The organism is Streptomyces sp. NPDC043680 (genome assembly GCF_056436685.1).
The window spans coordinates 574754-598233 of sequence record NZ_JBWKCE010000001.1; the positions used below are offsets into that span (position 1 = coordinate 574754).

Here is a 23480-nt window from a genome sequence, read left to right on the forward strand (position 1 = left end):
CTTCATCCCGTGGGGGGACCCCGTCCGTATGGGCGCTTCACTGCGCGCGCTGCGCGCCCTCGTTCTGCTCGCCGGCTTCTACCTGCTGAGCCTCGTCCTGCTCGCCGTCCTCGCGGCCGTCGACTGGGCCACCGTCACCTGGCTGCACGGCGGCATCGCCGGCAAGATCCTCATCGTCTCGGTGGTCCTCGCGGTCCCGATCGTGCGCGGCATGTTCATGCTGCGCACCCCGAAGGGCGAGCCGCAGCCCGGCGTCCTCGTCACCGAGCAGCAGGAGCCCGTCCTGTGGCGGACCGTCCGCGAGATCGCCGCCCAGGTCGGCACCCGCGCCCCCGACGAGATCCTGCTGATCGACGAGGTCAACGCGGCAGTCGGCGAGGACGCCCGGCTGCTGGGCTTGCTGCCCGGCACCCGGCGCCTCTACCTGGGCCTGCCCCTGATGACGGGCCTGGACGAGATGCAGCTGCGCGCCGTGCTCGCCCACGAGATGGGCCACTACGCCAACCTCGACACCCGCCTCACCCCGCTGATCGCCCGCGGCCGCGCGCAGCTGATCCGCACCATCGGGCACTTCCACGACCGCGCCGACGCCAAGGTCGCCAAGGAGCGGGCCCGCCAGGAGAAGGCCGCCGAGAAGCGCCTCGCCAAGGGCAAGAAGGCCAAGGAGGTCGACACGGCCGGCCAGGGCGCCATGTACCGCGCCATGGCGAAGATCTACACGGGGTACGCGCACTTCTACATGCGGGCCACCCTCTCCGGAAGCCGCCGCCAGGAGCTCGCCGCCGACCTGGCCTCGGTCCGCGTCGCCGGCCGCGACTCCGCCGCCTCCGCCCTGCGCGAGCTGAACGTCCTGGCACCCGCGCACCAGTTCTACATGGACTCCTACGCCACCCTGGGCGTCGGCGCCGGCCTGCTGCCGCGGCCCGGCCAGGTCTTCGGCGGCTTGCGGCAGCTGCTCGACGCCCGTACGGAGGAACTGGACGGACTGCGCAGCGAGCTGCCGCAGGAGCCGGCCTCCCCGTACGACTCCCACCCCGCGCTCGCCGAGCGGGTCGCCCGCATCGAGGCCCTGCCGGACGACGGCCGCGGCCGGGGGCAGGCCGGTCCCGCGCTCGCGCTGCTGGCCGACCCCGAGGCCGCGCTGGCCGCGCTGGAGCAGGCGGTCCTGACCCCCGAGGCCCTCGCGCTCACCCGGGTGGACTGGGCGGACCTCGTCCACGAGAGCATGACCCGCTACGTCGGTCAGGGCGCGCAGGACATCCGCGAGGCCGTCGTCGCCGAGGGCGCGTCCCCGGAACCGGCCGCCCTCCTGGACGCGGTCGACGCCGACCCGGCGCTGCGCTGGCGGATCGCCGACCGTTTCCCGAAGTCCGAGGAGGCGGCGGCCGCCACCGGCCGCGCCGCCCGCGAGTTCGCCCGGCCCGTCCTGCGGCGCGCCGTGAAGCAGCTGGTCACCGCCGAGCTGACGGCCCGCGGAGCGGCCCGCTGGCAGCTGTCCTGGTCGGACTCGGCCGCCCTGCAGTACACGGCCGAGGGGTTCGAGGACCGGCTGGAGCTCGCCCTGGACGCGTTCGTGGCGGACCTGCCCGACACCGAACCGCTGCGAAAGCTGGTGCTCGTCTGATGCTCGGCCTGATCATCTTCGGTCTCCTCCTGCTCGGCGGGGCCGCGTACCGCTTCATCACCGCCCGTACGAAGACCCGCCCGGCCGGGACCGGCGCGGAGGAGGCGGCGGCCACCGACGCGGAGAAGGCCGAGAAGAAGGCGCGGGAGGCGGCCGCGGTCGTCGCTCTGGGCTTCGTCGCCGAGGCCGACCTCGACACCGAGAACGCCCAGCCGGTGCCCCCGGAGCGGACTGCGGCCGTCACGGCCGTCCGCGCCGGCGACTGGGAGGCCGGCGCCGCCTACGTCGCCGCGGTCGGCTCGGACTGGGAGGAGCGCTGGCAGCGCGTCCGCGCCCTGGCGGAGGTCGCGGCCGAGGACGACGCGTTCCTGCTGGCCTGGCGGGCGGAGCACCCGTCCGACCCGACCGCGGCCCTGGTCGACGCCGACGCCGCCGTGAACGTCGCCTGGAACGTGCGCGGCAGCCAGGCCGGCAGCCGCACGACGCAGGAGCAGTTCCGGCTCTTCCGGGAGCTGCTGCTCAGGGCGCAGGAGTCCGCGCACGCGGCCCAGCGGCTGGCCGACCCGGCCGACCCGGTCCCGTACATGGTGGAGCAGCCGATCGCGCAGGGCCTCGGCTACCCGCACGAGCAGTACGAGGAGCTGTGGGCGCAGATCACCCGGCGCGACCCGAAGATCCTCAGCGCGCACACCACGGCCCTGCAGTACTGGTGCCGGAAGTGGCGCGGCTCCCACGAGCTGGCACTGGCCTTCGCCCGCGCGTCGGCGGCCGCCGGTGCACCCGGTGAGCTGCTCTCCCTGCTGCCGCTGATCGCGTACTTCGAGCAGCAGACGTACGAGAAGGACCTCAAGGCGGACGTGTTCCTCAAGGAGCCGGAGATCCTCGCCGCCGTCGACGCCGCGCTCGCCGACCTGGCGGCCGCCTCCGCGGACGACCGGCGGGCGGTGCGGCTGCGCCACCTTCTGGCGTGGATGCTGTGGATGCAGGACCGCGACGAGGAGGCGGTCGTGCAGTTCCGGCACATCGACGGGTACGTCGGCGCGCTTCCGTGGAGCTATGCGGCCTCGCCGCGGAACCGGTACGTGACGGCCCGCGACTGGTGCGTACGCGAGGTCACTCCGGGCCTGTGAGCGGCGGGCGGGCGGTGGGGACACGACGTGAGTCCGACGCCGCGCGCAGGGGGCGGGCCGGGAGGAATCCCGGCCCGCCCTTTCCCGTTGAAGGAAGACCACGAGGAGGAACCCATGTTTTCGTACCGCCGTACGCCCGAGCTCCCCACCCGCGAGGAGGCCCTGACCGGCCGCGCGGAGCCCGCCTTCGGCCTGCCCGAGAAGCACACGGTGCTCGGCAACCCGCTGGCCGGCCCCTACCCGGACCACCTGGAGGTGGCCGACTTCGGGCTGGGCTGCTTCTGGGGCGCGGAGCGCAAGTTCTGGCAGACGCCGGGGGTGTGGACCACCCTGGCCGGCTACCAGGGCGGCTTCACCGAGAACCCGACGTACGAGGAGGTGTGCTCGGGCCTGACCGGCCACACCGAGGTCGTCCGCGTGGTCTTCGACCCGTCGCAGGTCTCGTACGCCGCCCTCCTGAAGCTGTTCTGGGAGTCCCACGACCCCACCCAGGGCTTCCGCCAGGGCAATGACGTCGGCACCCAGTACCGCTCCGCGGTCTACACTCACTCCCCCGCCCAGCAGGCCACGGCGGAGGCCTCCCGGGACGCCTACCAGCAGGTCCTGACGGGCTCGGGTTACGGCCCGATCACCACGGCGGTCCTCCCGTCCGCGGACCGCCCCTTCTGGCCGGCGGAGCCCTACCACCAGCAGTACCTCGACAAGAACCCGGGCGGCTACTGCGGCATCGGCGGCACCGGTGTCTCCTGCCCCATCGGCGTGGCCGCCGCCGACGGCTGAGCACCGGCGTCACGCCGATGCCACCGGCAGCACTGGGGGCGGGACCGACTGCCGTCGCTCCCGCCCACCGCTCAAGCACCCACTGTCAGTGCCAGGCCCCACACTCGTCCGCGTGGATGTGAGGTCTGATTTTGCGCTGCAGCTTCAGCTGCAGCACGTCGCCGAGCTTGCCCTGGATCCCCGGGTCGAGGATGCGCTCGAAGCCGTGTTCAAGCACATGACCGGAGGCCGGAGCCGCAGTCGCAGAGGCGGCAGAGCACTCATCACACTGCTGGAGGAGGTGCGCTCGACGGCAGCTACGACGGATGAGTGGCAGGTCGTGCGGCTGATCCAAGACTCTTTGGACTACGCCGAAGGCCGCATTCTCCGGCCCGACTTCGAGGAGCGGTACCGGCTGTTCCAGCGATCGACACAGCCGTTGAGCTCTCACCAGGACTACTTGGCGCGGACGCTCTCTGCGACTTTGCAATTCTTCTCGCAACTGGCTGACGACTACCTCAGTCAGCACCCTGCGGCGAACCCGAGCGAGGTACTTGCCCATGTCAAGGCCGTCGGTCGGGACGCACGGTACATGCAGCAGTCGCAGGAACGCCCCGGGCGGTATCGGATCCTTCGCGGCAGCAGCGAGGTGGCCGCGTGGCTTGAGCAGGTCTTCCACGGGCGGGTGGATGTGGAAGACCCGGAGCAGGTCGCCCGCCGCATCGTGATGTCCCCTGACGCTCTGGCGATCCTGGCAGCGGACAAGGAGGGCCAACTGCTCCTGCAGGCAGCAGAAGTCCAGCGGCGCCGACGGGGCCTCAAGAAGCTGCGCGAGACGGTGGAAGATCCCGGAGCGAGCGAGGGAGACCTGCAACGCGCGCTGGACGGGCAGTACTGGATCTTCGGTGGACAGTTCGCAAGCCAAGCGGTGCAGCGCAGACTCGTGCCCGGAGACGAGGTCGACATCCCGCTGATCCGCGGGGACGGCTCCCTCCACATCGTGGAGTTGAAGCGCTCCATGAGCCTTCGTGGCTCCCTGGTCAAGAGACACCGGGGATGCTGGGTGCCGACGGCTGAAGTGCACGACGCAGTGAGCCAGGCAGTCAACTACCTGGTCGGCTTGGACGAACATCGCCTCCGGATCAGGGATGAACTGGGCATCGAAACGCGCCGGGCGAGCGCTCTCGTATTGATCGGCCACCCCTCCGTACAGCCGGACGTGGCCGAGGAAGACATCAATGAAGCGCTGCGCACACTCAACACTCACATGAGTCGCGTTGACGTCGTGACCTACAAGGAGTTGGCCGACAACGCAGAGCGCGCACTGAGCGGCTGGGAATAAGGCCCGTCGGCCCCGCGCCGTGCGACCGTCCGGCCCCGCGCCGTGCCACTGGGCGCACTGGTCCCGGGGCGTGGCCCCGGGACGTGGGCGCCGGCGGGCTCAGATCGTCGCGGCGTCGATGACGAAGCGGTAGCGGACGTCGCTCGCCAGGACCCGCTCGTACGCCTCGTTGATCTGGTCGGCGCGGATCAGCTCGATCTCCGAGCCGAGCCCGTGCTCGGCACAGAAGTCCAGCATCTCCTGGGTCTCGGCGATGCCGCCGATCATCGAGCCGGCGAGGGTCTTGCGGCCGCCGATGACGGAGAACAGGTTGAGCTCGACCGGCTCCTCCGGGGCGCCGACGTTGACCAGCGCGCCGTCGACCTTCAGCAGGTCGAGGTAGGCGTCGAGGCCGATCGGGGCCGAGACGGTCGAGATGACCAGGTCGAAGGTGCCGGACAGCTCCTCGAAGGTCGTCCTGTCGCTGGTGGCGTAGTAGTGGGAGGCGCCCAGCCGCAGGCCGTCCTCCTTCTTGCGCAGCGACTGCGACAGGACGGTGACCTCGGCGCCCAGCGCGTTCGCGATCTTCACGCCCATGTGGCCGAGGCCGCCGAGCCCGACGATCGCGACCTTCTTGCCGGGGCCCGCCTGCCAGTGCTTGAGCGGGGAGTACAGGGTGATCCCCGCGCACAGCAGCGGCGCGGCGGCGTCGAGGGCGAGGCCGTCGGGGATGCGGACGGTGTAGTTCTCGTCGACGACGATGTGCGTGGAGTAGCCGCCGTACGTGGGCTCGCCCTGCTTGTCACGGGCGTTGTAGGTGCCGGTCATGCCCCGGACGCAGTACTGCTCCTGGCCGCGCAGGCAGTACTCGCACTCCCGGCAGGAGTCCACGAAGCAGCCGACGCCGACCTGGTCGCCCACCGCGAATCGGGTGACCGCCGGGCCGACCTCGGTGACGACGCCGGCGATCTCGTGGCCCGGGACCATCGGGTAGATGCCCTCGCCCCAGCCGTCGCGGGCCTGGTGGATGTCGGAGTGGCAGATGCCGGCGTACTTGATCTCGATGAGGACGTCGTGCGCACCCACGGGGCGGCGCGGGACGGTGGTGCGCTCCAGCGGGGCCTTGGCGCCGGGTGCGGCGTAGGCGGCGACCTCGGTGAGCGGCGCGGTCGGCGTGGTCTGGGTGGTCTGCGTGGTCGTGGTCCGGGTGTCCTGGGTGTCGGACATGGGGGTGCGCTCCTCACACGGCGGAAAGATCCTGGGGATGGACCCCACGATGCCGGACCCCGGCCGTGCCACCCAGCCCCCTGCCCTGCCTAGGACTGGCAGTCCTACCCTTGGCGGGGTCAGGCACGCACCCGCCGCCGCCGCGGGCCGTCCCGGGATACTGGCCGTATGGACCAGCTTGATCAGCGCACCGAACTGGGCGAGTTCCTGCGCACCCGCCGCGCCCGGCTGCGCCCCGAGGACGTCGGCCTGCCCGACCACGGCCGCCACCGGCGGGTGCCTGGCCTGCGCCGCGAGGAGCTGGCGCAGCTGGCGGGGGTGTCGGTGGCCTACTACACGCGGCTGGAGCAGGGCCACGGGCAGAACGTGTCGGCGGACGTGCTGGACGCGATCGCCCGGGCGCTGCGCCTGGACGGCACGGAGACGGCCCACCTGACCCACCTGGCCCGGCCCCGCCCCCGCAGGCAGCGCAACCGGCCCCACCGCCCGCAGCAGGTGCGCCCGCAGCTGCGCACGCTGCTGGAGGCGATGGAGGGCGTACCGGCGTACCTGGTGGGGCGGCGGCAGGACGTGATCGGCTGGAACCGGCTGGCGGTGGCGGTGTTCGGCGACTTCGGGGCGCTGCCGCCGCAGGAGCGCAATCTCGTGCGGCTGGTGTTCCTGGATCCGGCGACCTCGGCCCTGTACGCGGACTGGGAGTGCCGGGCCTGCGAGGTGGTGAGCAACCTGCGCATGTATGCCGGCCGGCACCCCGAGGACGAGCAGCTGCCCGCGCTGGTGGGGGAGCTGTCGGTGAAGAACGAGGAGTTCCGCCGGCTGTGGGCGGCGCACACGGTGGCGGACAAGTCGCACGGCGTGAAGCGGCTGCGGCATCCGCTGGTCGGCGAGCTGGAGCTGTCCTTCGAGACGCTGACGCTGCCGGACGACCCCGAGCAGTCCCTGGTCGCCTTCCATGCCGCCACCGGCTCCCCGTCGGCGGACGCCCTGCGCCTGCTGTCCTCGTGGGCGGCCGCCCCGGTGCCGGCGGAGGACCGGGCGGTTAGAGGCTGAGCTGGAAGACGCCCGCCGCGCGTTCGCGGCGGTAGCCCAGGGCCTCGTTGACCGCGCGCATGGGCGTGTTCTCGTCCGCGACCGAGGTGGTGATCTCGCGCAGGGAGGGCCAGCGGGCGGAGGCCTGCGCCAGCATGTGCAGTTTGACGGCGCGGCCGAGGCCCCGGCCGCGGTGGGCGGGGACGACGACGGTGTCGTACTGGAGGGCGCGCGGGCCCGCCGGGTCGAGGAGGACCAGGCAGGTGTACGCGGCCACCTCGCCGTCCGGGGTGACGGCCGCCGCCATCAGCATCCGGCCGCCCCGGTCCAGCACCACCTGCTGCACGGTGTGCAGGCGCTCGGGCGTCCAGACCGGCGGCCGGGCGTCCATGTCCCCGCTCGGCGCGTCCTCCATCGCCCCGTGGGCCGTGGCCGCGGCCGCCGCCCAGGCGTCGGGTACGAGCCCGTCCCAGAGCACCAGCTCGTAGCCGGGCGTCCGGGCGGCCTCCCCCCGGCCACCGGGCACCTGGCCGGTCGCGCGGCCGGACACCTCCTGGACGTACCAGGCCAGGGGCAGGACGTTGCGGAATCCCAGCGAGCTCGCGAAGGCCTCGCCCGGGCCGCCGAGGTCCAGGACGGTGCTGACCGAGCTGCGGCCCTGGGCCACCAGCTCGGCCCGGACCCGCTCCCACAAGGCCGCGCCCAAGCCGTTGCGCCGGGCGCCGGGCCGTACCACCAGCGCGTCGAGGTGGGCGGTGTGCGCGTTGCCCGCGTCCGTGAACAGCTGGAGCGCGGCCACTCCCTCCTCGGCGGCCCACAGGGCGAAGCGGCTGTTCACGGACGGGATCCGCAGCCGCCCGGCGATCTCCACCGGGGTCGGCGCGGGTACACCCGGCAGGTCGGCGGCGTGGGCATCGGCCACGACGGGGGACCAGGCCCGCGCGTCGGCTTCGGAAAGGGGCGGGATCAGGGCGCGGATCACGGCGGAAGTCATGATCGGGACCCTAGCCGGGGGCCTGCGACCCCGCCCGGGATTTCCGGGCGGGCGCGGCCTTCCGGCGGGCGCCTCGGTGGGCGGTCTTCCGGTATCCGGCTTCCGTTCGGCGGACGGGCCCGGAGACGCGGATGGCGGGGAGCCGGGGGGCTTCCCGCCATCCCGCCCCGAGTCGAGTGTCGGGTCGGCCGTGACATCGGATCTCGTCACATGGGATCAGGAGGAGTCAGACGGCCGAGCCGGCCTTCCAGTCCGCCCAGCTCATGTTCCAGCCGTTGAGCCCGTTGTCCGGCTTGATCGTCTTGTCCGGGGAGTTGACCACCGTGACGACGTCGCCGATGAGCGAGTTGTCGAAGAACCAGGCAGCGGGCTGGTTGGGGTCGTCGGCGCCCTTGGCGTCGTTCAGACCGACGCAGCCGTGGCTGGTGTTCACGCTGCCGAAGATCGAGTCGGATCCCCAGTAGTTGCCGTGGATGAAGGTCCCGGAGGTGGACAGCCGCATCGCGTGCGGGACGTCCTTGATGTCGTACTCGCCCTTGCCCTCGTCGTTCTTGAAGCCGACGGTGGAGCCGTCCATCCGGGTCTCCTTGAACTTCTCGGAGATCACCATCTGGCCGTTGTAGGTCGGGTTGTCCGGGGAGCCCGCCGAGATCGGGATGGTCTTGAGGACCGCGCCGTCCCGGGTGACCGTCATCTTCTTCGTCTTCGTGTCGACCGTGGAGACCTGGCTCCGGCCGATCTTGAAGGTGACGGTCTTGTTCTGCACGCCCTGTACGCCGGGGGCGCCCTGCACCCCGTCCAGCGCCAGCTTCAGGGTGACGGTGGAGCCCGCTTTCCAGTACTGCTCGGGGCGGAAGTCCAGCCGCTGCGCGTTGAACCAGTGGCCGACGACCTCCTGGCCGCTGCTGGAGCTCACGCTGATCGCCGACTGGACCGCCTTCTGGTCCTTGATCGGCTTGTTGAAGGTGATCGAGACCGGCATGCCCACGCCGACGGTCTGGCCGTCGTCGGGTATGAACGAGCCGACGAAGCTGTTCTCCGGGGAGACGGTGGTGAACGAGGCGTTCTCGTGCGCCTCCTTGCCGTCCGCGTCCTTCGCCGTCGCCGCCAGGGCGTACTTCGTGGAGCGCTTGAGGGCTCCCTCCGGCTTCCAGCTCTTGCCGTCGGCGGCTATCTTGCCGGGCACCGCGGTGCCCTCGGAGGTCTTCAGCTCCACCGAGGTGAGCGTGCCGTCACTGACGGCGACGTTCGTGGCGTCGTTCAACCCGACGTTGGTGGAGCCGTCCTTGGGCGTGATCGTGATCTTGGCCTTGGAGGCGTCCTTGGCCGCCGCCGCGTCCACGTCCGACTGGGACTTGCTGGTCGCGTCCCCGCCGCCCTTGGGCTTGTCGTCCCCTCCGCCGTTGCACGCCGAGAGCACCAGTACGCCACCGAGAACGGCGGATACGGCCACCAGGGACCTTCTCCGCCGCTTGCTGTCCGTCCTCACACGCCACTCCATCGTTGCCTGAACCCCCGAGCCTCGGGGCAGGGGGACAGGCCCCCTGCCTCGCACACCAGTCAACGCGTTGAAGGCCCGGATCGGTTCCACATCCGTTCGGATGTGGGCAACCCCACGGTCAGGCGTTGTCGGCTGTCTCTTCGTCGAAGTCCCCATCTTCCTCGTCCAGGTCCCACTCCATGGACTCGGGGTCGTATTCCACGGGCTCGCTGCTCCAGGAGGCCTGGGCCAGCTCCACGCCGGGGATCTCGACGACCAGGTCAGTGGGGTCGACGAGGTACGCGAGGGCCTCCGACTCGTCCTCGCGGACGGCCGACTCGGCATGGCCGCGCTCCTCGTCCGGCATGAACTCGTCGGCGTCGATGTGTGCGAGCGCGGCTGCGGTGAGCGCCTCGGAATCCGGTACTTCCAGCACCAAATCCACCCGAAGCCTTACGTACCGTGATGTGTCAGAAGGGTTCATACGACGGAGCGTAAGCCCGCGCAGGCCCCGACTTTCCCACGACCCGCCCTTGTCCGTAGCATCACCGCACACGGCCAATTCGCTGCTTCCGCAAGGGGGATCGCCCCGTGTCCGCACGCCGACCGCTGCTCACCGCTCTCGGAGCGACCACCCTCCTCGCCGCCCTCTGGTTCGTCCCGTCGGCGAACGCCACCGCGCCCTGGGCCGCGGGGGCCGGTTCCGGCGCTCCCGAGCCGGCGAACGCGCCCGCGTCCGGGACGGTGACCGCCATCGCGCGTACGGACGCGCAGGCGGACCCCCAGGCCGGCCCCGGCTCGGGCCGGGGCGCCGCCCCGCAGACCGCGGGGCAGGCCTCCCTGGCCCTCGCGGACACCGGCGGGATCGACACCACCCCGTACCTGCTGGGCGGCACGCTCTGCCTGGGCCTCGGGGCCGGCTTCGTCACCTTCTCCGTACGCCGCTCACGCGCCGTCTAGCGCGGTCCGCGCACACGGCAAGGGCCGCCCCCGGGATCGACTCCCGGGGGCGGCCCTTCGCGCGTACCCCGTCCGGGGCCGGCGGGTCCTAGGCGAGCGGACCCGTCACCGGCTCCACCGCGGCGACCAGCCCGCCCGTACGGACGAACGCGTCGGCGGCGGCCAGGTCGGGGGCGAGGAAACGATCCGGCCCGGGGCCCGCCACACCGGCGGCGCGCGCCGCCGCGATGGCGGCCCGGCTGGCCGGGGCCGGGGTGAGGCCGTGGCGCAGCTCTATGGCCCGGGTGGCCGCGTACAGCTCGATCGCGATGATCCGGGTCAGGTTGTCGATGGCGGTACGGAGCTTGCGCGCGGCCGACCAGCCCATCGAGACGTGGTCCTCCTGCATGGCGGAGGAGGGGATCGAGTCGGCGGAGGCCGGGACGGCCAGCCGCTTCATCTCGCTGACCAGGGCGGCCTGCGTGTACTGGGCGATCATCAGCCCGGAGTCGACGCCCGCGTCCTCGGCGAGGAAGGGCGGCAGCCCGTGCGAGCGGTTCTTGTCGAGGAGGCGGTCCGTGCGGCGCTCGGCGATCGAGCCGAGGTCGGCGGCGGCGATGGCCAGGAAGTCCAGGACGTACGCGACCGGCGCGCCGTGGAAGTTCCCGTTGGACTCCACCCGCCCGTCGGGCAGCACCACCGGGTTGTCGACGGCCGAGGCCAGCTCCCGCGAGGCCACCAGGGCGGCGTGCGCCATGGTGTCGCGGCCCGCGCCGGCGACCTGCGGGGCGCACCGCACCGAGTAGGCGTCCTGGACGCGCGGCGCGGTTTCCTCCTGGTAGTGGCGGACCAGCCCGGAGCCCTCCAGGACGGCGGCCATGTTCGCGGCGGAGGCACCCTGGCCGGGGTGCGGGCGGATGGCGTGCAGCTCGGGCGCGAGCACCTTCTCGGTGCCGAGCAGGGCCTCCAGCGTCAGCGCCGCGGTGATGTCGGCGGAGGTGTAGAGCTTGCCGAGGTCGGCGAGGGCCATGATCAGCATGCCGAGCATGCCGTCGGTGCCGTTGAGGAGGGCCAGGCCCTCCTTCTCGCGGAGCTCGACCGGCTCGATCCCCGCTTCGGCGAGCAGCTCGCCGGCGGGCCGGACGACCCCGTCGGGACCCTCGGCGTCGCCTTCGCCCATCAGGGCGAGAGCGCAGTGGGAGAGCGGCGCCAGGTCGCCGGAGCAACCGAGCGAGCCGTACTCGTGCACGACGGGGGTGATGCCCGCGTTCAGCACGTCGGCCATCGTCCGGGCGACGGACGGGCGGACGCCGGTGTGTCCGGAGGCGACGGTCTTCAGCCGCAGGAACATCAGGGCGCGCACGACCTCCCGCTCGACGCGCGGGCCCATGCCGGCGGCGTGCGAACGGACGATGTTGCGCTGGAGCTGCGCGCGCAGCTCGGGGCTGATGTGCCGGGAGGCGAGGGCGCCGAACCCGGTGGACACCCCGTAGACGGGTTCGGGCTTGGCGGCGAGGGCATCGACGATCTCGCGGGCGCGGGCGAGGGCGTCGAGCGCCTCCCCGGACAGCTCGACGCGCGCGTTGCCGCGGGCTACGGCGATGACGTCCTCGGCAGTGGTCCCGGACGTCCCCACCACGACAGTGTGCATATCCATATTCAGCACCCTACGGACTGAATCGCTTCATGTCACTAGCGACTTTCACGAGGGCCCCTTACGCCTTCGCGAGCGGGCCCGGGCAACATGCTCGCCCCCTCTGCCACGCCCCCTCTGCCACGCCCCCTCCCCTACGCCCGCCCCCGGAAGCGCCGCCGTTCGCCGCGCGCCTCCTGCTGGGCGGCGTCGGCCAGCAGGACCACGGCGGTGTCCCGCCCGGCGACGACGGGCTCGGGCGAGCGGGCGGCCTTCGCCTTGTACTGGGCGGCGTCCGCCAGCCGGAACAGCCGTCGCGAGGAGGTCACCTGCCCGATCGGGTCCCCCGTCGAGGCCACCCCGCAGGCCACGCCCTCCCCGAGCTCCAGCTCGGCGGCGCGCCGGCACAGCTCCTCGGTCACCCGGACCACCTCGTCGGCCGGGGGTCCGGCGCTCACCAGGCAGAACTCGTCACCGCCGAGCCGGGCGACGAGCGCGCCCGGGAGCATGGCCCCGCAGAGGCTGAGCACCGACCCGAACCGCTCCAGCAGCCGGTCGCCCGTGGCGTGCCCGAGGGTGTCGTTGACCTTCTTGAGCCCGTTCAGGTCACAGACCACGAGGCTCACCGCGATCCCGGTGCGCCGGTGCTCCTCCAAGGCCTCGTCGAGCCGCATGTCCACCGCCCGGCGGTTGGCGAGCCCGGTCAGCGGGTCGGTGAAGGCGAGCCGCCGGGCCTCCTCCAGCCGGTCGCTCTGCGCGAGCCCGGCGGCGACGACCGCCGCGAGGACGGTCGCGAACTCGGCGTCGTCCTCGTCGAAGTCGGGCAGCCCCTCGTCCCGGGCCACGTACAGCTCGCCCCAGGCGCGCCCGCTGAGCACGATCGGCGCGACCACGCAGGTGCCGCGGCCCCGCCGGCGCAGGGCCTCGCCGCGCCGGCCCGGGCGGCCGCCGCCGGCGCTCTCGACCCAGGCGTGGGGACCGCCGCCGCCGGCCCACCGCTCGTGCAGGAACTCGGCGATCTCGGGGAAGTCGTGGACGGGGTACGACTCGTCCTCGGGGAACTCCTCCTCCCCCGGCCGCCGCTCGCCCTCGTTGACGAGGACCCGCAGCCGGCCCCGCTCCCGCTCCCAGGCGGAGATCGCGGCGAACGACCCGTCCATCGCCAGGCGCGCACCCCGGGCGGCCGCCCGCACGCTGTCCCGCGGCGCGCACGCGGCGGCCATGGCCTGCGCAAGGCCCACGACGGCTCGCAGCCGCCCGTCGACTCCCATCACCCCAGCCTAGGGAAACATGTCCGATTCGGTGACGCTCGGCTGCGGCATCCGGGGACGCCCGGCGCGGGCCGCCCGGGGCCCGCTCGCCGGGCCGCGGCGGCCGCCGCCCGGGCCGGCGCCGGGAGGCCCTGGGCCGACGGGTCGCCGCGCCTGCGCCCCGGCGGAGCCGCCGCCCCGGCGCGGATCCCTGCTACACCCCGGGCCAGTTCGGCTTGCGCTTCTCGTTGAAGGCGGCCACGCCCTCGGCCCGGTCCCCGGAGAAGGCCACCGTCCGCCAGGCCGCGTCCTCGATCTCCAGGCCGGCCGCCAGGTCCATCCCGTGCCCCAGGCGCAGCGCCCGCTTGGCGGCCCGCAGCCCGACCGGCGAATTGGCCGCCATCCGCGCGGCCAGCGCCAGCGCCTCGTCGCGGTCCTGCCCGGCCGGCACCACCGCGTCGACCAGGCCCAGGGACAGGGCCTCCGCCGCCTCCACCCGCCGGGCCGTGAAGATCAGCTCGGCCGCGCGGGCCGCGCCCACCCGCCGCGGCAGCAGCTGCGTACCGCCCCCGCCCGGGATCACGCCCACCGATACCTCGGGCAGGCCCACCACCGCCGTCTCGTCGGCCACGATCACGTCGCAGGCCAGCGCCAGCTCGAAGCCGCCGCCCAGCGCGAAGCCGTGCACGGCCGCGATCGTCGGCACGGGCAGCTCCAGTACGCCCCCGTACGCACCCCGCGTCGTCGGCCGCTGGCGCACCAGCTCGGCGTCCGAGAGGGAGTTGCGCTCCTTGAGGTCGGCCCCGACGCAGAAGGCCCGCTCGGCGGTGGACGACAGCACCACCACCCGTACCGACGGGTCCGCCGACAACTCCGCGCAGGCCGCGCCGATGGCCCGCGCCATGTCCGTCGACACCGCGTTCATGGCCTTCGGCCGGTCCAGGACCAGCTCCACGACCCCGTCGCCGCCATGCCGACGTACGCTGACGAACTCCGACTGCACCGACACTGGAACCCTCCCGGTTAACGAACGTTATCCCGGGATCTTAGGCTTCCGCCGCGTCAGCGACCAGGGCTCCACGACCCCCAGACCACGCACTGGCCGCTGCCACATCGGCTGGAGCGCGAAGCGGTACGCACCGCCGCCCTCCTCCGCCTCGGCCTCCTTCTCCGAGACCGGCGCGGCGCCCGTACGGCCGAGTTCCTCCGCCATCGCCCCGTCCACCAGCACCGCGTCCTTCGGCGCTATCGACGTCAGCCGGCTCGCCAGGTTCACCGTGGTCCCGAAGACGTCGCCCATCCGGGTCGTCACGGTCCCGAAGGCGATCCCGACCCGCAGCTCCGGCATCTGCGGATCGGCCTCCATCGTCTCGATCAGCCGCAGCGCGATCTCCGCCGCCGTCGCCGCGTCGTCGGCGGCGTACAGGACCTCGTCACCGAGCGTCTTGATCAGCCGGCCGCCGTGGGCCGCCACCAGGTCGGCCGAGGTGGTCTCGAAGGACTCGACGAGCTCGCCGAGCTCCTCCTCTTCAAGCCGCCGGGTCAGCCGGGTGAAGCCCACCAGGTCCGCGAAGCCCACCGCGAGCCGCCGGTCGACCATCTCCTCGTCGTCGGCGACCTGCACCACCCGCCCGGTGGCGGCCGCCAGCTGGCGGCGCCACACGTAGACGAGGAACTCCTCCAGCTCCGGCAGCAGCAGCTCGACCAGCGGGTACGTGACCTCCGTACGGGTCATCCCCGGTTCCGGCGGCTCCGTCAGCCCCTCCAGGAAGGAGTCGATCTGCCATTCGGCCAGCCGGGCGGTGGTCTGCCCCGTGGAGCGCGCCACCTGCACGGCCATCGGCTCGCTCAGCAGCCCCGCCTCCACCAGGCCGGCGAGCCGGCGCAGCGCCAGGACGTCCGCCTCCGTGAGGGCCTTGGCCTGGCCGATGTCCGCGAAGCCCATCGCCCGCCAGAAGCGCGAGGCGAGCTCCATCGACACCCCGGCGCTGCGGGCCGCCTGGAACGGGGTGTACCGGCGCTCGGCACCCAGGATCAGCTGCTCCAGCCGGATGGCGAGCGGGTCCGCCGTCGGCTGGACGGTGTGGTCGACCTCGTGGTGAGGGGTGTGCTGGTCGCGCCCGATGGGAGTGCCCGGGCCGGGGGACCCGGGGGCGGACGCGCCGGACGTAGGGTCGTCGACGGTCAAGGGCCGCCTCCTGTCCATTCCGTGCGCACTGCCCTGCCGAACCGGGTGATCACCGCGAGCACCGGGATCGCCTAAACCATACGGCAGGTGTGCCGTAGCTCACTCCTTCAGTCGGGGGCTCCCCCACCACGGGGCGCTCCTGCGGCCGACGGCTAGTGCACCGACCGCAGGTGGACCACGTCGCCCGCGCCCACCGCCTCGTGGGCGTCCTCCGCGGTCCGGACCACCAGCCGCCCGTCCGTGTCGACCGCTTCGGCCGTCCCGGTGAGGGTGCGGCCCCCGGGCAGCTCGGCCCGCACGTGCCGGCCGAGGGTGGCGCAGTGCGTCGCGTACGCCTCCTGCAGGCCGCTGGCGGCCGGATCGCCGCCCGCCGCCCGCCAGTCCCCGTACCACTGCTCCAGGGAGCGCAGCACGGCCTTCAGCAGCGGCTCCCGGTCCGTCACCGCGGCTTTCGCCAGCAGCAGGGACCCGGCTTCCGGCACCGGCAGCTCCTCCGCGGTCAGGGACACGTTCAGCCCGATCCCGAGGACCACGCCGTCGGCCACCCGCTCGGCGAGGATGCCGCCCGTCTTGCGCTCCGAGCCCCCGACGTTGACCAGCAGGTCGTTGGGCCACTTGAGGGCGGTGTCCACCCCGGCGCCCCGGGACAGGCCGGTGGTGACGGCCACCCCGGCCAGCAGGGTCAGCCACCCCCACCGCTCCTGCGGGACGGCCCCTCCCGGCTTCAGCAGCACGGAGAAGAACAGCCCGGACCGCGCCGGGGCGACCCAGCTGCGGTCGAGGCGGCCGCGGCCGGCGGTCTGCTCCTCGGCGACGAGCACGGCCCCCTCGGGCAGCTCCCCGGCCCGGGCGGCGAGATCGGTGTTCGTGGACCCGGTGGCGGTGACCACCTCCACGGAGGACCACAGCCCTTCCCCGGTGACCAGGGCCCGCTGCAGGGCGGCGGCGTTCAGCGGCGGCCGTTCCAGGCTCGACCAGCGGTCCTCGGAGGGTCCTGGGGTAGCTGCTCCTGATGCATCTGATGGCGTCATGCAACCCACAGTAGGTGTGTCAAACGCCGCACTGCCGAGCGCCATGCCCGCCGATACGCTACGCACCAGTAGCCAGCAGTAGTCAATCAATTGACCAGGCAGTTGACACCACACAGGGAGCCGCGACCCCGATGTCACAACCCTCAGAGCCGATCGACATGCACACGACCGCGGGCAAGATCGCGGACCTGCAGCGCCGCATCGACGAAGCCACCCACGCCGGGTCCGCGCGGGCGGTGGAGAAGCAGCACGCCAAGGGGAAGCTGACGGCGCGTGAGCGGGTCGCCCTGCTGTTGGACGAGGGCTCGTTCGTCGAGCTCGACGAGTTCGCCCGGCACCGGTCGACCAACTTCGGGCTGGAGAAGACCCGCCCCTACGGCGACGGCGTCGTCACCGGCTACGGCACGGTGGACGGCCGCCCGGTGGCCGTGTTCTCGCAGGACTTCACCGTCTTCGGCGGAGCCCTCGGCGAGGTCTACGGCCAGAAGATCATGAAGGTCATGGACTTCGCGCTGAAGACGGGCTGCCCGCTCGTCGGCATCAACGACTCCGGCGGCGCCCGCATCCAGGAGGGCGTCAGCGCCCTCGGCATGTACGGCGAGATCTTCCGCCGGAACGTGCACGCCTCCGGGGTGATCCCGCAGATCAGCCTGATCGTCGGCCCCTGCGCCGGCGGCGCCGTGTACTCCCCCGCCATCACCGACTTCACCGTGATGGTCGACCAGACCTCGCACATGTTCATCACCGGTCCGGACGTCATCAAGACGGTCACCGGCGAGGACGTGGGCTTCGAGGAGCTGGGCGGCGCCCGCACCCACAACTCCACCTCGGGCGTGGCCCACCACATGGCCGGGGACGAGAAGGACGCCATCGAGTACGTCAAGTCCCTGCTGGCGTACCTGCCGTCGAACAACCTCTCCGAGCCGCCCGCCTTCCCGGAGGAGGCGGACACCGAGGTCTCCGACGCCGACCGCGAGCTCGACGTCCTGATCCCGGACAGCGCCAACCAGCCGTACGACATGCACACCGTGATCGAGCACGTGCTCGACGACGGGGAGTTCCTGGAGACGCAGTCCCTGTTCGCGCCGAACATCCTCACCGGCTTCGGCCGGGTCGAGGGCCACCCGGTGGGCATCGTCGCCAACCAGCCGATGCAGTTCGCCGGCTGCCTGGACATCGACGCCTCGGAGAAGGCGGCGCGCTTCGTGCGGACCTGCGACGCCTTCAACATCCCGGTGCTCACGTTCGTGGACGTACCGGGCTTCCTGCCGGGTACCGACCAGGAGTACAACGGAATCATCCGGCGCGGCGCGAAGCTGATCTACGCCTACGCCGAGGCCACCGTCCCCCTGATCACCGTCATCACCCGCAAGGCCTTCGGCGGCGCGTACGACGTCATGGGCTCCAAGCACCTCGGCGCGGACCTGAACCTGGCCTGGCCGACCGCGCAGATCGCCGTCATGGGCGCCCAGGGCGCGGTCAACATCCTGCACCGCCGCGCCCTCGCGGAGGCGGAGGAGGCGGGCAACGCCGAGGAGACCCGGGCGCGGCTCATCGCCGAGTACGAGGACACCCTCCTCAACCCGTACACGGCCGCCGAGCGCGGCTACATCGACGCGGTGGCCATGCCGTCCGAGACCCGGGCGCACGTGGTCAAGGGGCTGCGTCAGCTGCGCACCAAGCGGGAGTCCCTGCCCCCGAAGAAGCACGGCAACATCCCCCTCTAGGAGGTCAGTCCTGTGGTGATCAAGGTCGTCAAGGGGAACCCGACCCCGGAGGAGCTGGCCGCCGCACTGGCGGTGGTCCAAGCGCGCGCGGCGGCACTGGCCTCGGTGCCGCCCGACGCGCAGCGGATGGCGGACGCGTGGGCGGCGCCGTCCCGGGTCGCGCGGCGCACGCTGCCGCAGCCGGGACCGCGCGCGTGGGCGCGTACGTACTGGCCGGGCTAGGACGGCCCGGGCGGAAGATGGGGTGAACGGAGGGTGGCGCCTGAGTACCCGTACTCAGGCGCCACTGCGCTGCCCGGGTCCAGGATCGGGGCATGCTCTGGTCAGACCCGAAGAACGAGCCGCCCGAGGACATGCGCGACGCGCAGGCGATGCTCCGGCGGTTGACCCTGGTGGTCGCCCTCGCGATGCTCGTGGTCGTGTACGTCCTGGGCGTGGGCTTCTGACGGGGCCTCCGGGGCGGCGCGTGGGCGCGGGCCGGGCCGGGTCGCGGGGCGCTGCCCCGGCCGTACCGCGGTACGGCGCCCGGCCGCGGCTCCGGGCCGCAGCGCGGGCAGCAGCGTGGCCCCACCGGCCGTGCCGCGGGCCCCGGGGCCGCGCCTACGATGGCGGGCATGACTGCCGAACCCCGCGCCCGCGCCCTGGTGCTCGCCTCCGCCTCCCCCGCCCGGCTGAACCTGCTGCGGCAGGCCGGGCTCGCCCCGCACGTGATCGTCAGCCACTTCGACGAGGACGCGCTCAGCGCCGAGACCCCCGCCGAACTGGCCCTGGCCCTGGCCGAGGCGAAGGCCGGCGTGGTGGCGGCCCAGGACGAGGCGGCGGGTGCCCTGGTGATCGGGTGCGACTCGGTGCTGGAGCTGGACGGCGAGGCGCTGGGCAAGCCGGCGGACGCCGAGGAGGCCACCGCCCGCTGGAAGGCGATGCGCGGGCGCTCCGGGGTGCTGCGCACCGGGCACTGCGTGATCGACACCGCGACCGGGCGCCAGGTCTCGGCCACGGCCTCCACGACGGTCCACTTCGGCGAGCCGACGGACGCGGAGGTGGCCGCGTACGTGGCGAGCGGCGAGCCGCTGCACGTGGCGGGGGCGTTCACCCTGGACGGGCTGTCGGCGCCCTTCATCGAGGGCATCGACGGTGATCACGGCAACGTCATCGGGCTCTCCATGCCGCTGCTGCGCTCCCTCCTGGGCGAACTCGGCGTGTCGATCACGGACTTGTGGGCCTGAGCTCCTGGAGGTCCGCCTCAGGGCGGCTGGGGGCCGCGTAGAGGGTCAGGGTCAGCACGAGCAGGCACAGGATCAGCATCATCGCCGCGAAGGCGCCCCAGCCGACCAGTCCGACGGCGAGGGCGCCGAGCAGCCCGTGGGTGACGGCGGCGGTGATGAGGACGATCCGGGCGAAGCGGCCCGGAGCCCGGTCGCGCAGGGCGGCGTAGACCAGCAGCACGGAGCACAGCAGGAGGAAGGCTCCGATGCCCGCCCCCATCGCGTAGGTTGTTGCGGACATGACATCCGGATCCATGCCCGCGACGGACATCGACTGGTTCTGCGTGGTCCGGCCGAGGACGATGTGGACGAAGACGAGCAGCACGGCCTCCGCCGCGATCACGAGCGCCGCCGCGGCGGCCACGAGTCTGCGCAGCACGGCAGCCCCCACCCCACACACCACCCCTCACAAGCACAAGCCTGTTCGACGCCTGGAGGCTACTAACGGGTAAACGTGCGGACAAGGGGCCGGGCCGCATCGTTACGGGAACACGCCGAGCGGAAGGCGATCAAGCAAAGAAAGCATGGGCCGTTCGTAGGGACTCGACAAAGAATCACCCGGGGCCGCTGACCCGGCGGACAGAGACCTCGTATGTCTCACAGGGTTACTGTGCAGTCGGGGATCCCCCTGACCTGGGGCACCACAAGGCCTTTCCGGCTCAAGGTGGACTCGAATCACACTCCGTGTGGGCAAGGTCACCTCTGGATAAGGGTCGAAAGGCCGTGTGGGCTGTCCCTAAACTCAGCTTGTTTCAAGGAGGGAGCCATCGTGCGCAAGGTGCTCATCGCCAACCGTGGCGAAATCGCTGTCCGCGTTGCTCGGGCCTGCCGGGATGCCGGAATCGCAAGCGTAGCCGTCTACGCCGATCCGGACCGGGACGCTCTGCATGTCCGCGCGGCCGACGAAGCTTTCGCGTTGGGCGGTGACACCCCGGCCGCGAGCTACCTGGACATCTCCAAGGTCCTGCAGGCCGCCGCCGACTCCGGCGCGGACGCCATCCACCCCGGATACGGCTTCCTCTCCGAGAACGCCGAATTCGCGCAGGCCGTCATCGACGCGGGCCTGACCTGGATCGGCCCGCCCCCGCAGGCCATCCGGGACCTCGGCGACAAGGTCGCCGCCCGGCACATCGCACAGCGCGCCGGCGCGCCGCTGGTCGCCGGTACGCCGGACCCGGTCTCCGGGGCCGAGGAGGTCGTCGCCTTCGCCAAGGAGCACGGCCTGCCGATCGCGATCAAGGCCGCCTTCGGCGGCGGCGGCCGCGGCCTGAAGGTCGCCCGCACCCTGGATGAGGTGCCGGAGCTCTACGACTCCGCCGTGCGCGAGGCCGTCGCCGCCTTCGGGCGCGGCGAGTGCTTCGTCGAGCGCTACCTCGACAAGCCGCGCCACGTCGAGACCCAGTGCCTGGCCGACAAGCACGGCAACGTGGTCGTCGTCTCCACGCGTGACTGCTCGCTGCAGCGCCGCCACCAGAAGCTCGTGGAGGAGGCGCCCGCGCCGTTCCTCTCCGAGGCGCAGAACGCGGAGCTGTACGCCGCCTCGAAGGCGATCCTGAAGGAGGCCGGCTACGTCGGCGCCGGCACGGTCGAGTTCCTGGTCGGCACCGACGGCACGATCTCCTTCCTGGAGGTCAACACCCGTCTGCAGGTCGAGCACCCGGTCACCGAAGAGGTCACCGGCATCGACCTGGTGCGCGAGATGTTCCGCATCGCCGACGGCGAGGAGCTCGGCTACGGGGACCCGGTGCTGCGGGGTCACTCCTTCGAGTTCCGCATCAACGGCGAGGACCCGGGCCGCAACTTCCTGCCGGCCCCCGGCACGGTGACGAAGTTCGCCCCCCCGACGGGCCCGGGCGTCCGCCTGGACGCGGGCGTCGAGTCGGGTTCGGTCATCGGCCCGGCCTGGGACTCGCTGCTGGCGAAGCTCGTCATCACCGGCGCCACCCGCGAGCAGGCCCTGCAGCGCGCCGCCCGCGCGCTCGCCGAGTTCGAGGTCGAGGGCATGGCCACGGCCATCCCGTTCCACCGCGCGGTGGTGGCCGACCCGGCCTTCGCCCCGACCGACGGCACCCCGTTCACGGTCCACACCCGCTGGATCGAGACGGAGTTCGTCAACGAGATCCCCGCCTTCTCGGCCCCCGCGGCCGAGGACGTGGACGAGGAGCCGGGCCGCGAGACGGTGGTCGTCGAGGTCGGCGGCAAGCGCCTGGAGGTCTCCCTCCCGTCCTCGCTGGGCATGACCCTGGCCCGCACGGCGGCGGCGGGCGGCGCGAAGCCGAAGCGCCGCGCGGCGAAGAAGTCCGGTCCGGCCGCCTCGGGCGACACCCTGGCGTCCCCGATGCAGGGCACGATCGTCAAGGTCGCGGTCGAGGAGGGTCAGCAGGTCAACGAGGGCGACCTGGTCGTCGTCCTGGAGGCCATGAAGATGGAACAGCCCCTGAACGCCCACCGCACGGGCACGATCGTGGGCCTGACGGCGGAGGTCGGCGCGAGCCTCACGTCGGGCGCGACGATCTGTGAGATCAAGGACTGACCCCTCGCACCACCGAGGCCCGGGAACCCCTCACGGGGTTCCCGGGCCTCTCCCGTTCCCGAACCGGGGCCACGCCGCCACGCGAACCACGGAGCCCGGCGGCAGCCCGGGGCAAGCCGCACGCGCGGGACGCCCGCCCGACGGGCCGAGCCCGGGCCACGCCCACACGCGGCAGCGCCGCGGGAAGCGTGGCGGCGGTGCACGCGCAGGGCGCCCGGCCCACCTGCGAGGCCCGGGCGCACCCCGCCACACGGCAAGGGTGGCGGGAGGAGCCCGGCGAAACGGGGCCGACGGCCCGGACGGAGGCGCACACTGGCCCGTCGCCTTCCTGGCGGAGCCGGGAAGCACGCCGCCCACCACCAGGCGGCAAACGGCGCGGGGCCGAGGGGCGGCCCGCGCGGGATGCGCACGGCGAGCCGTCGCCCCACGGGCGAAGCCCGGAGGCACACCGACACACGGCAAAGGGTGCGGGCGGGGCGCGCGCCGGCCCGCCGCCGGTCAGCATCCGCCGTGCGCGGCAAAGCCTCGGGAAGCGGGGCAGGGCGCCCGGCCGACGGGCGGAGCCCGGGCCCTGCGGGGTTCCCCGTTCCCTGGGGCTCCGCCCCAGACCCCTTGCCAGGCGGCGCGTGCTCCCGGGCTCTGCCCGGGGGTCGTCGGCCGCTGTGCGCATCCAAGCCCGCGCAGCCCGTTTCCCGGGGCGCCGCCGCGCAGCCAGCGGCCGAGGCATGGACACGGCCCCAGGGCACAGCAGCCGGGCAAGACACGCCGGACCACCGCGCACAACGGAACAAGCAACCGCCAGGCGGGAAAGCCGGGCCTCGGGCGTACCGGCCGATTGGGGCTGCCGGGCAGCCGGACCCGTCGGGCCGTCAGGCGGCTGGACAGGACACGCCGGACACTGCCGGGCCGGGCACACGGGCAGCCGGGGCCGGGCAGGACCGGTGGGCAGACCAAGTCGGGCCGTCCGAGCCGGGCCGGACAGGCCAGCCGCCGGGCGGGGCAACCAGGCGCACCAGGCGGCCGGTCAAAACACACCGGGCCACCGGTCAGGTCGGTCACAGCCGATCGGGCACGCAGGCCACCGGAGCACACGCCGGGCCATCGGGCGGACCGGGCGGGCCGACCGCCGCGTCAACGCCCGGGCCGGGGCACGCCGGGTCGGCGGTCACGCCGGGCAGCAGCGAGTCGAGCCAGGCGCGCCAGGCTTGCCCGGCACCAGCGAGCCGCGCCGGGCCACGCCGGGCCGCCACCGCGCCGGCCGCCGGGCGGGGCAGCCGGGCGCAGCAGATCGGGAACGCGGGCCATCGGGCGGACCGGCCGCGCCGGGCATGCCGGGCAGCAGGCACCGAG

General features: G+C 73.0%; 21 protein-coding genes. 11 read left to right on the plus strand and 10 right to left on the minus strand.

Translation table 11 applies throughout. The annotated features are described in order from the left end of the window. The first annotated feature begins 28 nt into the window (after window positions 1-28). From AC0666_RS02655 to AC0666_RS02670, 4 genes are all read left to right on the plus strand, one after another. Window positions 29-1624: a M48 family metalloprotease gene (locus tag AC0666_RS02655; RefSeq protein WP_478706948.1), complete on the plus strand. Its 1596-nt coding sequence runs from the start codon at window positions 29-31 to the stop codon at window positions 1622-1624. After that, window positions 1624-2754, plus strand: a complete 1131-nt coding sequence (locus tag AC0666_RS02660) for a hypothetical protein (RefSeq protein ID WP_478706949.1) — start codon at window positions 1624-1626, stop codon at window positions 2752-2754. Before AC0666_RS02655 ends, AC0666_RS02660 begins: the two co-directional genes overlap by 1 nt. Before the next feature lie 114 nt (window positions 2755-2868). After that, window positions 2869-3534, plus strand: a complete 666-nt coding sequence (gene msrA, locus AC0666_RS02665; RefSeq protein ID WP_468582407.1) for a peptide-methionine (S)-S-oxide reductase MsrA — start codon at window positions 2869-2871, stop codon at window positions 3532-3534. A 112-nt stretch (window positions 3535-3646) separates the two neighbouring features. Beyond that, a complete protein-coding gene (locus tag AC0666_RS02670) occupies window positions 3647-4855 on the plus strand; it encodes a Shedu anti-phage system protein SduA domain-containing protein (protein WP_478706950.1) in 1209 nt (402 codons plus the stop codon). A 99-nt stretch (window positions 4856-4954) separates the two neighbouring features. Here the strand turns inward: AC0666_RS02670 and AC0666_RS02675 are convergent, their stop codons facing one another. Further along, window positions 4955-6061, minus strand: a complete 1107-nt coding sequence (locus tag AC0666_RS02675) for an NAD(P)-dependent alcohol dehydrogenase (protein WP_478706951.1) — start codon at window positions 6059-6061, stop codon at window positions 4955-4957. Window positions 6062-6229: 168 nt separating this feature from the next. On the opposite strand from AC0666_RS02675, the gene AC0666_RS02680 reads away from it, so the two are divergent. Then, window positions 6230-7111: a helix-turn-helix transcriptional regulator gene (locus AC0666_RS02680; protein ID WP_478706952.1), complete on the plus strand. Its 882-nt coding sequence runs from the start codon at window positions 6230-6232 to the stop codon at window positions 7109-7111. On the opposite strand, the gene AC0666_RS02685 is transcribed toward AC0666_RS02680, so the two are convergent. The 3 genes from AC0666_RS02685 to AC0666_RS02695 all read right to left on the minus strand — a co-directional run bounded on the left by AC0666_RS02685 (window position 7101) and on the right by AC0666_RS02695 (window position 10000). After that, complete coding sequence (locus AC0666_RS02685; protein ID WP_478706953.1) at window positions 7101-8084, minus strand: GNAT family N-acetyltransferase; 984 nt, start codon at window positions 8082-8084, stop codon at window positions 7101-7103. The two genes, AC0666_RS02680 and AC0666_RS02685, sit on opposite strands and share 11 nt — an antisense overlap. Before the next feature lie 226 nt (window positions 8085-8310). Continuing rightward, window positions 8311-9585, minus strand: a complete 1275-nt coding sequence (locus tag AC0666_RS02690; RefSeq protein ID WP_468582415.1) for a L,D-transpeptidase — start codon at window positions 9583-9585, stop codon at window positions 8311-8313. Between the two features lie 118 nt (window positions 9586-9703). Next, window positions 9704-10000, minus strand: a complete 297-nt coding sequence (locus AC0666_RS02695; protein ID WP_468582417.1) for a hypothetical protein — start codon at window positions 9998-10000, stop codon at window positions 9704-9706. Between the two features lie 155 nt (window positions 10001-10155). Between AC0666_RS02695 and AC0666_RS02700 the strand changes: the two genes are divergently transcribed. Next, a complete protein-coding gene (locus AC0666_RS02700; protein ID WP_468963030.1) occupies window positions 10156-10524 on the plus strand; it encodes a hypothetical protein in 369 nt (122 codons plus the stop codon). A gap of 88 nt (window positions 10525-10612) precedes the next feature. Here the strand turns inward: AC0666_RS02700 and hutH are convergent, their stop codons facing one another. The 5 genes from hutH to AC0666_RS02725 form a co-directional block, all read right to left on the minus strand. Beyond that, the gene (gene hutH, locus AC0666_RS02705) at window positions 10613-12154 is read right to left on the minus strand and encodes a histidine ammonia-lyase (protein WP_361712253.1); all 1542 of its coding nucleotides are present in this window, start codon (window positions 12152-12154) and stop codon (window positions 10613-10615) included. 137 nt (window positions 12155-12291) lie between these two features. Then, a complete protein-coding gene (locus AC0666_RS02710; RefSeq protein ID WP_468963028.1) occupies window positions 12292-13407 on the minus strand; it encodes a GGDEF domain-containing protein in 1116 nt (371 codons plus the stop codon). A 193-nt stretch (window positions 13408-13600) separates the two neighbouring features. Next, window positions 13601-14395 carry an enoyl-CoA hydratase/isomerase family protein gene (locus tag AC0666_RS02715; RefSeq protein WP_468963026.1) on the minus strand — a complete coding sequence of 265 codons (795 nt, stop codon included), beginning with the start codon at window positions 14393-14395 and terminating at the stop codon, window positions 13601-13603. A 24-nt stretch (window positions 14396-14419) separates the two neighbouring features. After that, window positions 14420-15574, minus strand: coding sequence for an adenylate/guanylate cyclase domain-containing protein (locus tag AC0666_RS02720; RefSeq protein ID WP_468582422.1), 1155 nt, complete (start codon window positions 15572-15574; stop codon window positions 14420-14422). A gap of 152 nt (window positions 15575-15726) precedes the next feature. Next, a complete protein-coding gene (locus tag AC0666_RS02725) occupies window positions 15727-16605 on the minus strand; it encodes a biotin--[acetyl-CoA-carboxylase] ligase (RefSeq protein ID WP_468582424.1) in 879 nt (292 codons plus the stop codon). A 131-nt stretch (window positions 16606-16736) separates the two neighbouring features. Here AC0666_RS02725 and AC0666_RS02730 point away from each other — a divergent pair, with 131 nt between their 5' ends. The 4 genes from AC0666_RS02730 (at window position 16737) to AC0666_RS02745 (ending at window position 19558) form a co-directional block, all read left to right on the plus strand. Next, window positions 16737-18332 carry an acyl-CoA carboxylase subunit beta gene (locus tag AC0666_RS02730; protein ID WP_468582426.1) on the plus strand — a complete coding sequence of 532 codons (1596 nt, stop codon included), beginning with the start codon at window positions 16737-16739 and terminating at the stop codon, window positions 18330-18332. A 12-nt stretch (window positions 18333-18344) separates the two neighbouring features. Further along, window positions 18345-18554 (plus strand): acyl-CoA carboxylase epsilon subunit, encoded by a 210-nt coding sequence (locus tag AC0666_RS02735; RefSeq protein ID WP_478706954.1) that lies wholly within the window; start codon window positions 18345-18347, stop codon window positions 18552-18554. 92 nt (window positions 18555-18646) lie between these two features. Then, a complete protein-coding gene (mmpB, locus tag AC0666_RS02740; protein ID WP_468963023.1) occupies window positions 18647-18778 on the plus strand; it encodes a morphogenic membrane protein MmpB in 132 nt (43 codons plus the stop codon). A gap of 168 nt (window positions 18779-18946) precedes the next feature. Continuing rightward, the gene (locus tag AC0666_RS02745) at window positions 18947-19558 is read left to right on the plus strand and encodes a Maf family protein (RefSeq protein ID WP_468582428.1); all 612 of its coding nucleotides are present in this window, start codon (window positions 18947-18949) and stop codon (window positions 19556-19558) included. On the opposite strand, the gene AC0666_RS02750 is transcribed toward AC0666_RS02745, so the two are convergent. Continuing rightward, entirely contained in the window at window positions 19539-19976 is a 438-nt protein-coding gene (locus tag AC0666_RS02750; RefSeq protein WP_468963021.1) for a hypothetical protein, read from the minus strand. The two genes, AC0666_RS02745 and AC0666_RS02750, sit on opposite strands and share 20 nt — an antisense overlap. 390 nt (window positions 19977-20366) lie before the next feature. On the opposite strand from AC0666_RS02750, the gene AC0666_RS02755 reads away from it, so the two are divergent. Then, window positions 20367-22130, plus strand: a complete 1764-nt coding sequence (locus tag AC0666_RS02755; protein ID WP_468582430.1) for an acetyl/propionyl/methylcrotonyl-CoA carboxylase subunit alpha — start codon at window positions 20367-20369, stop codon at window positions 22128-22130. Window positions 22131-23480 lie beyond the last annotated feature (1350 nt).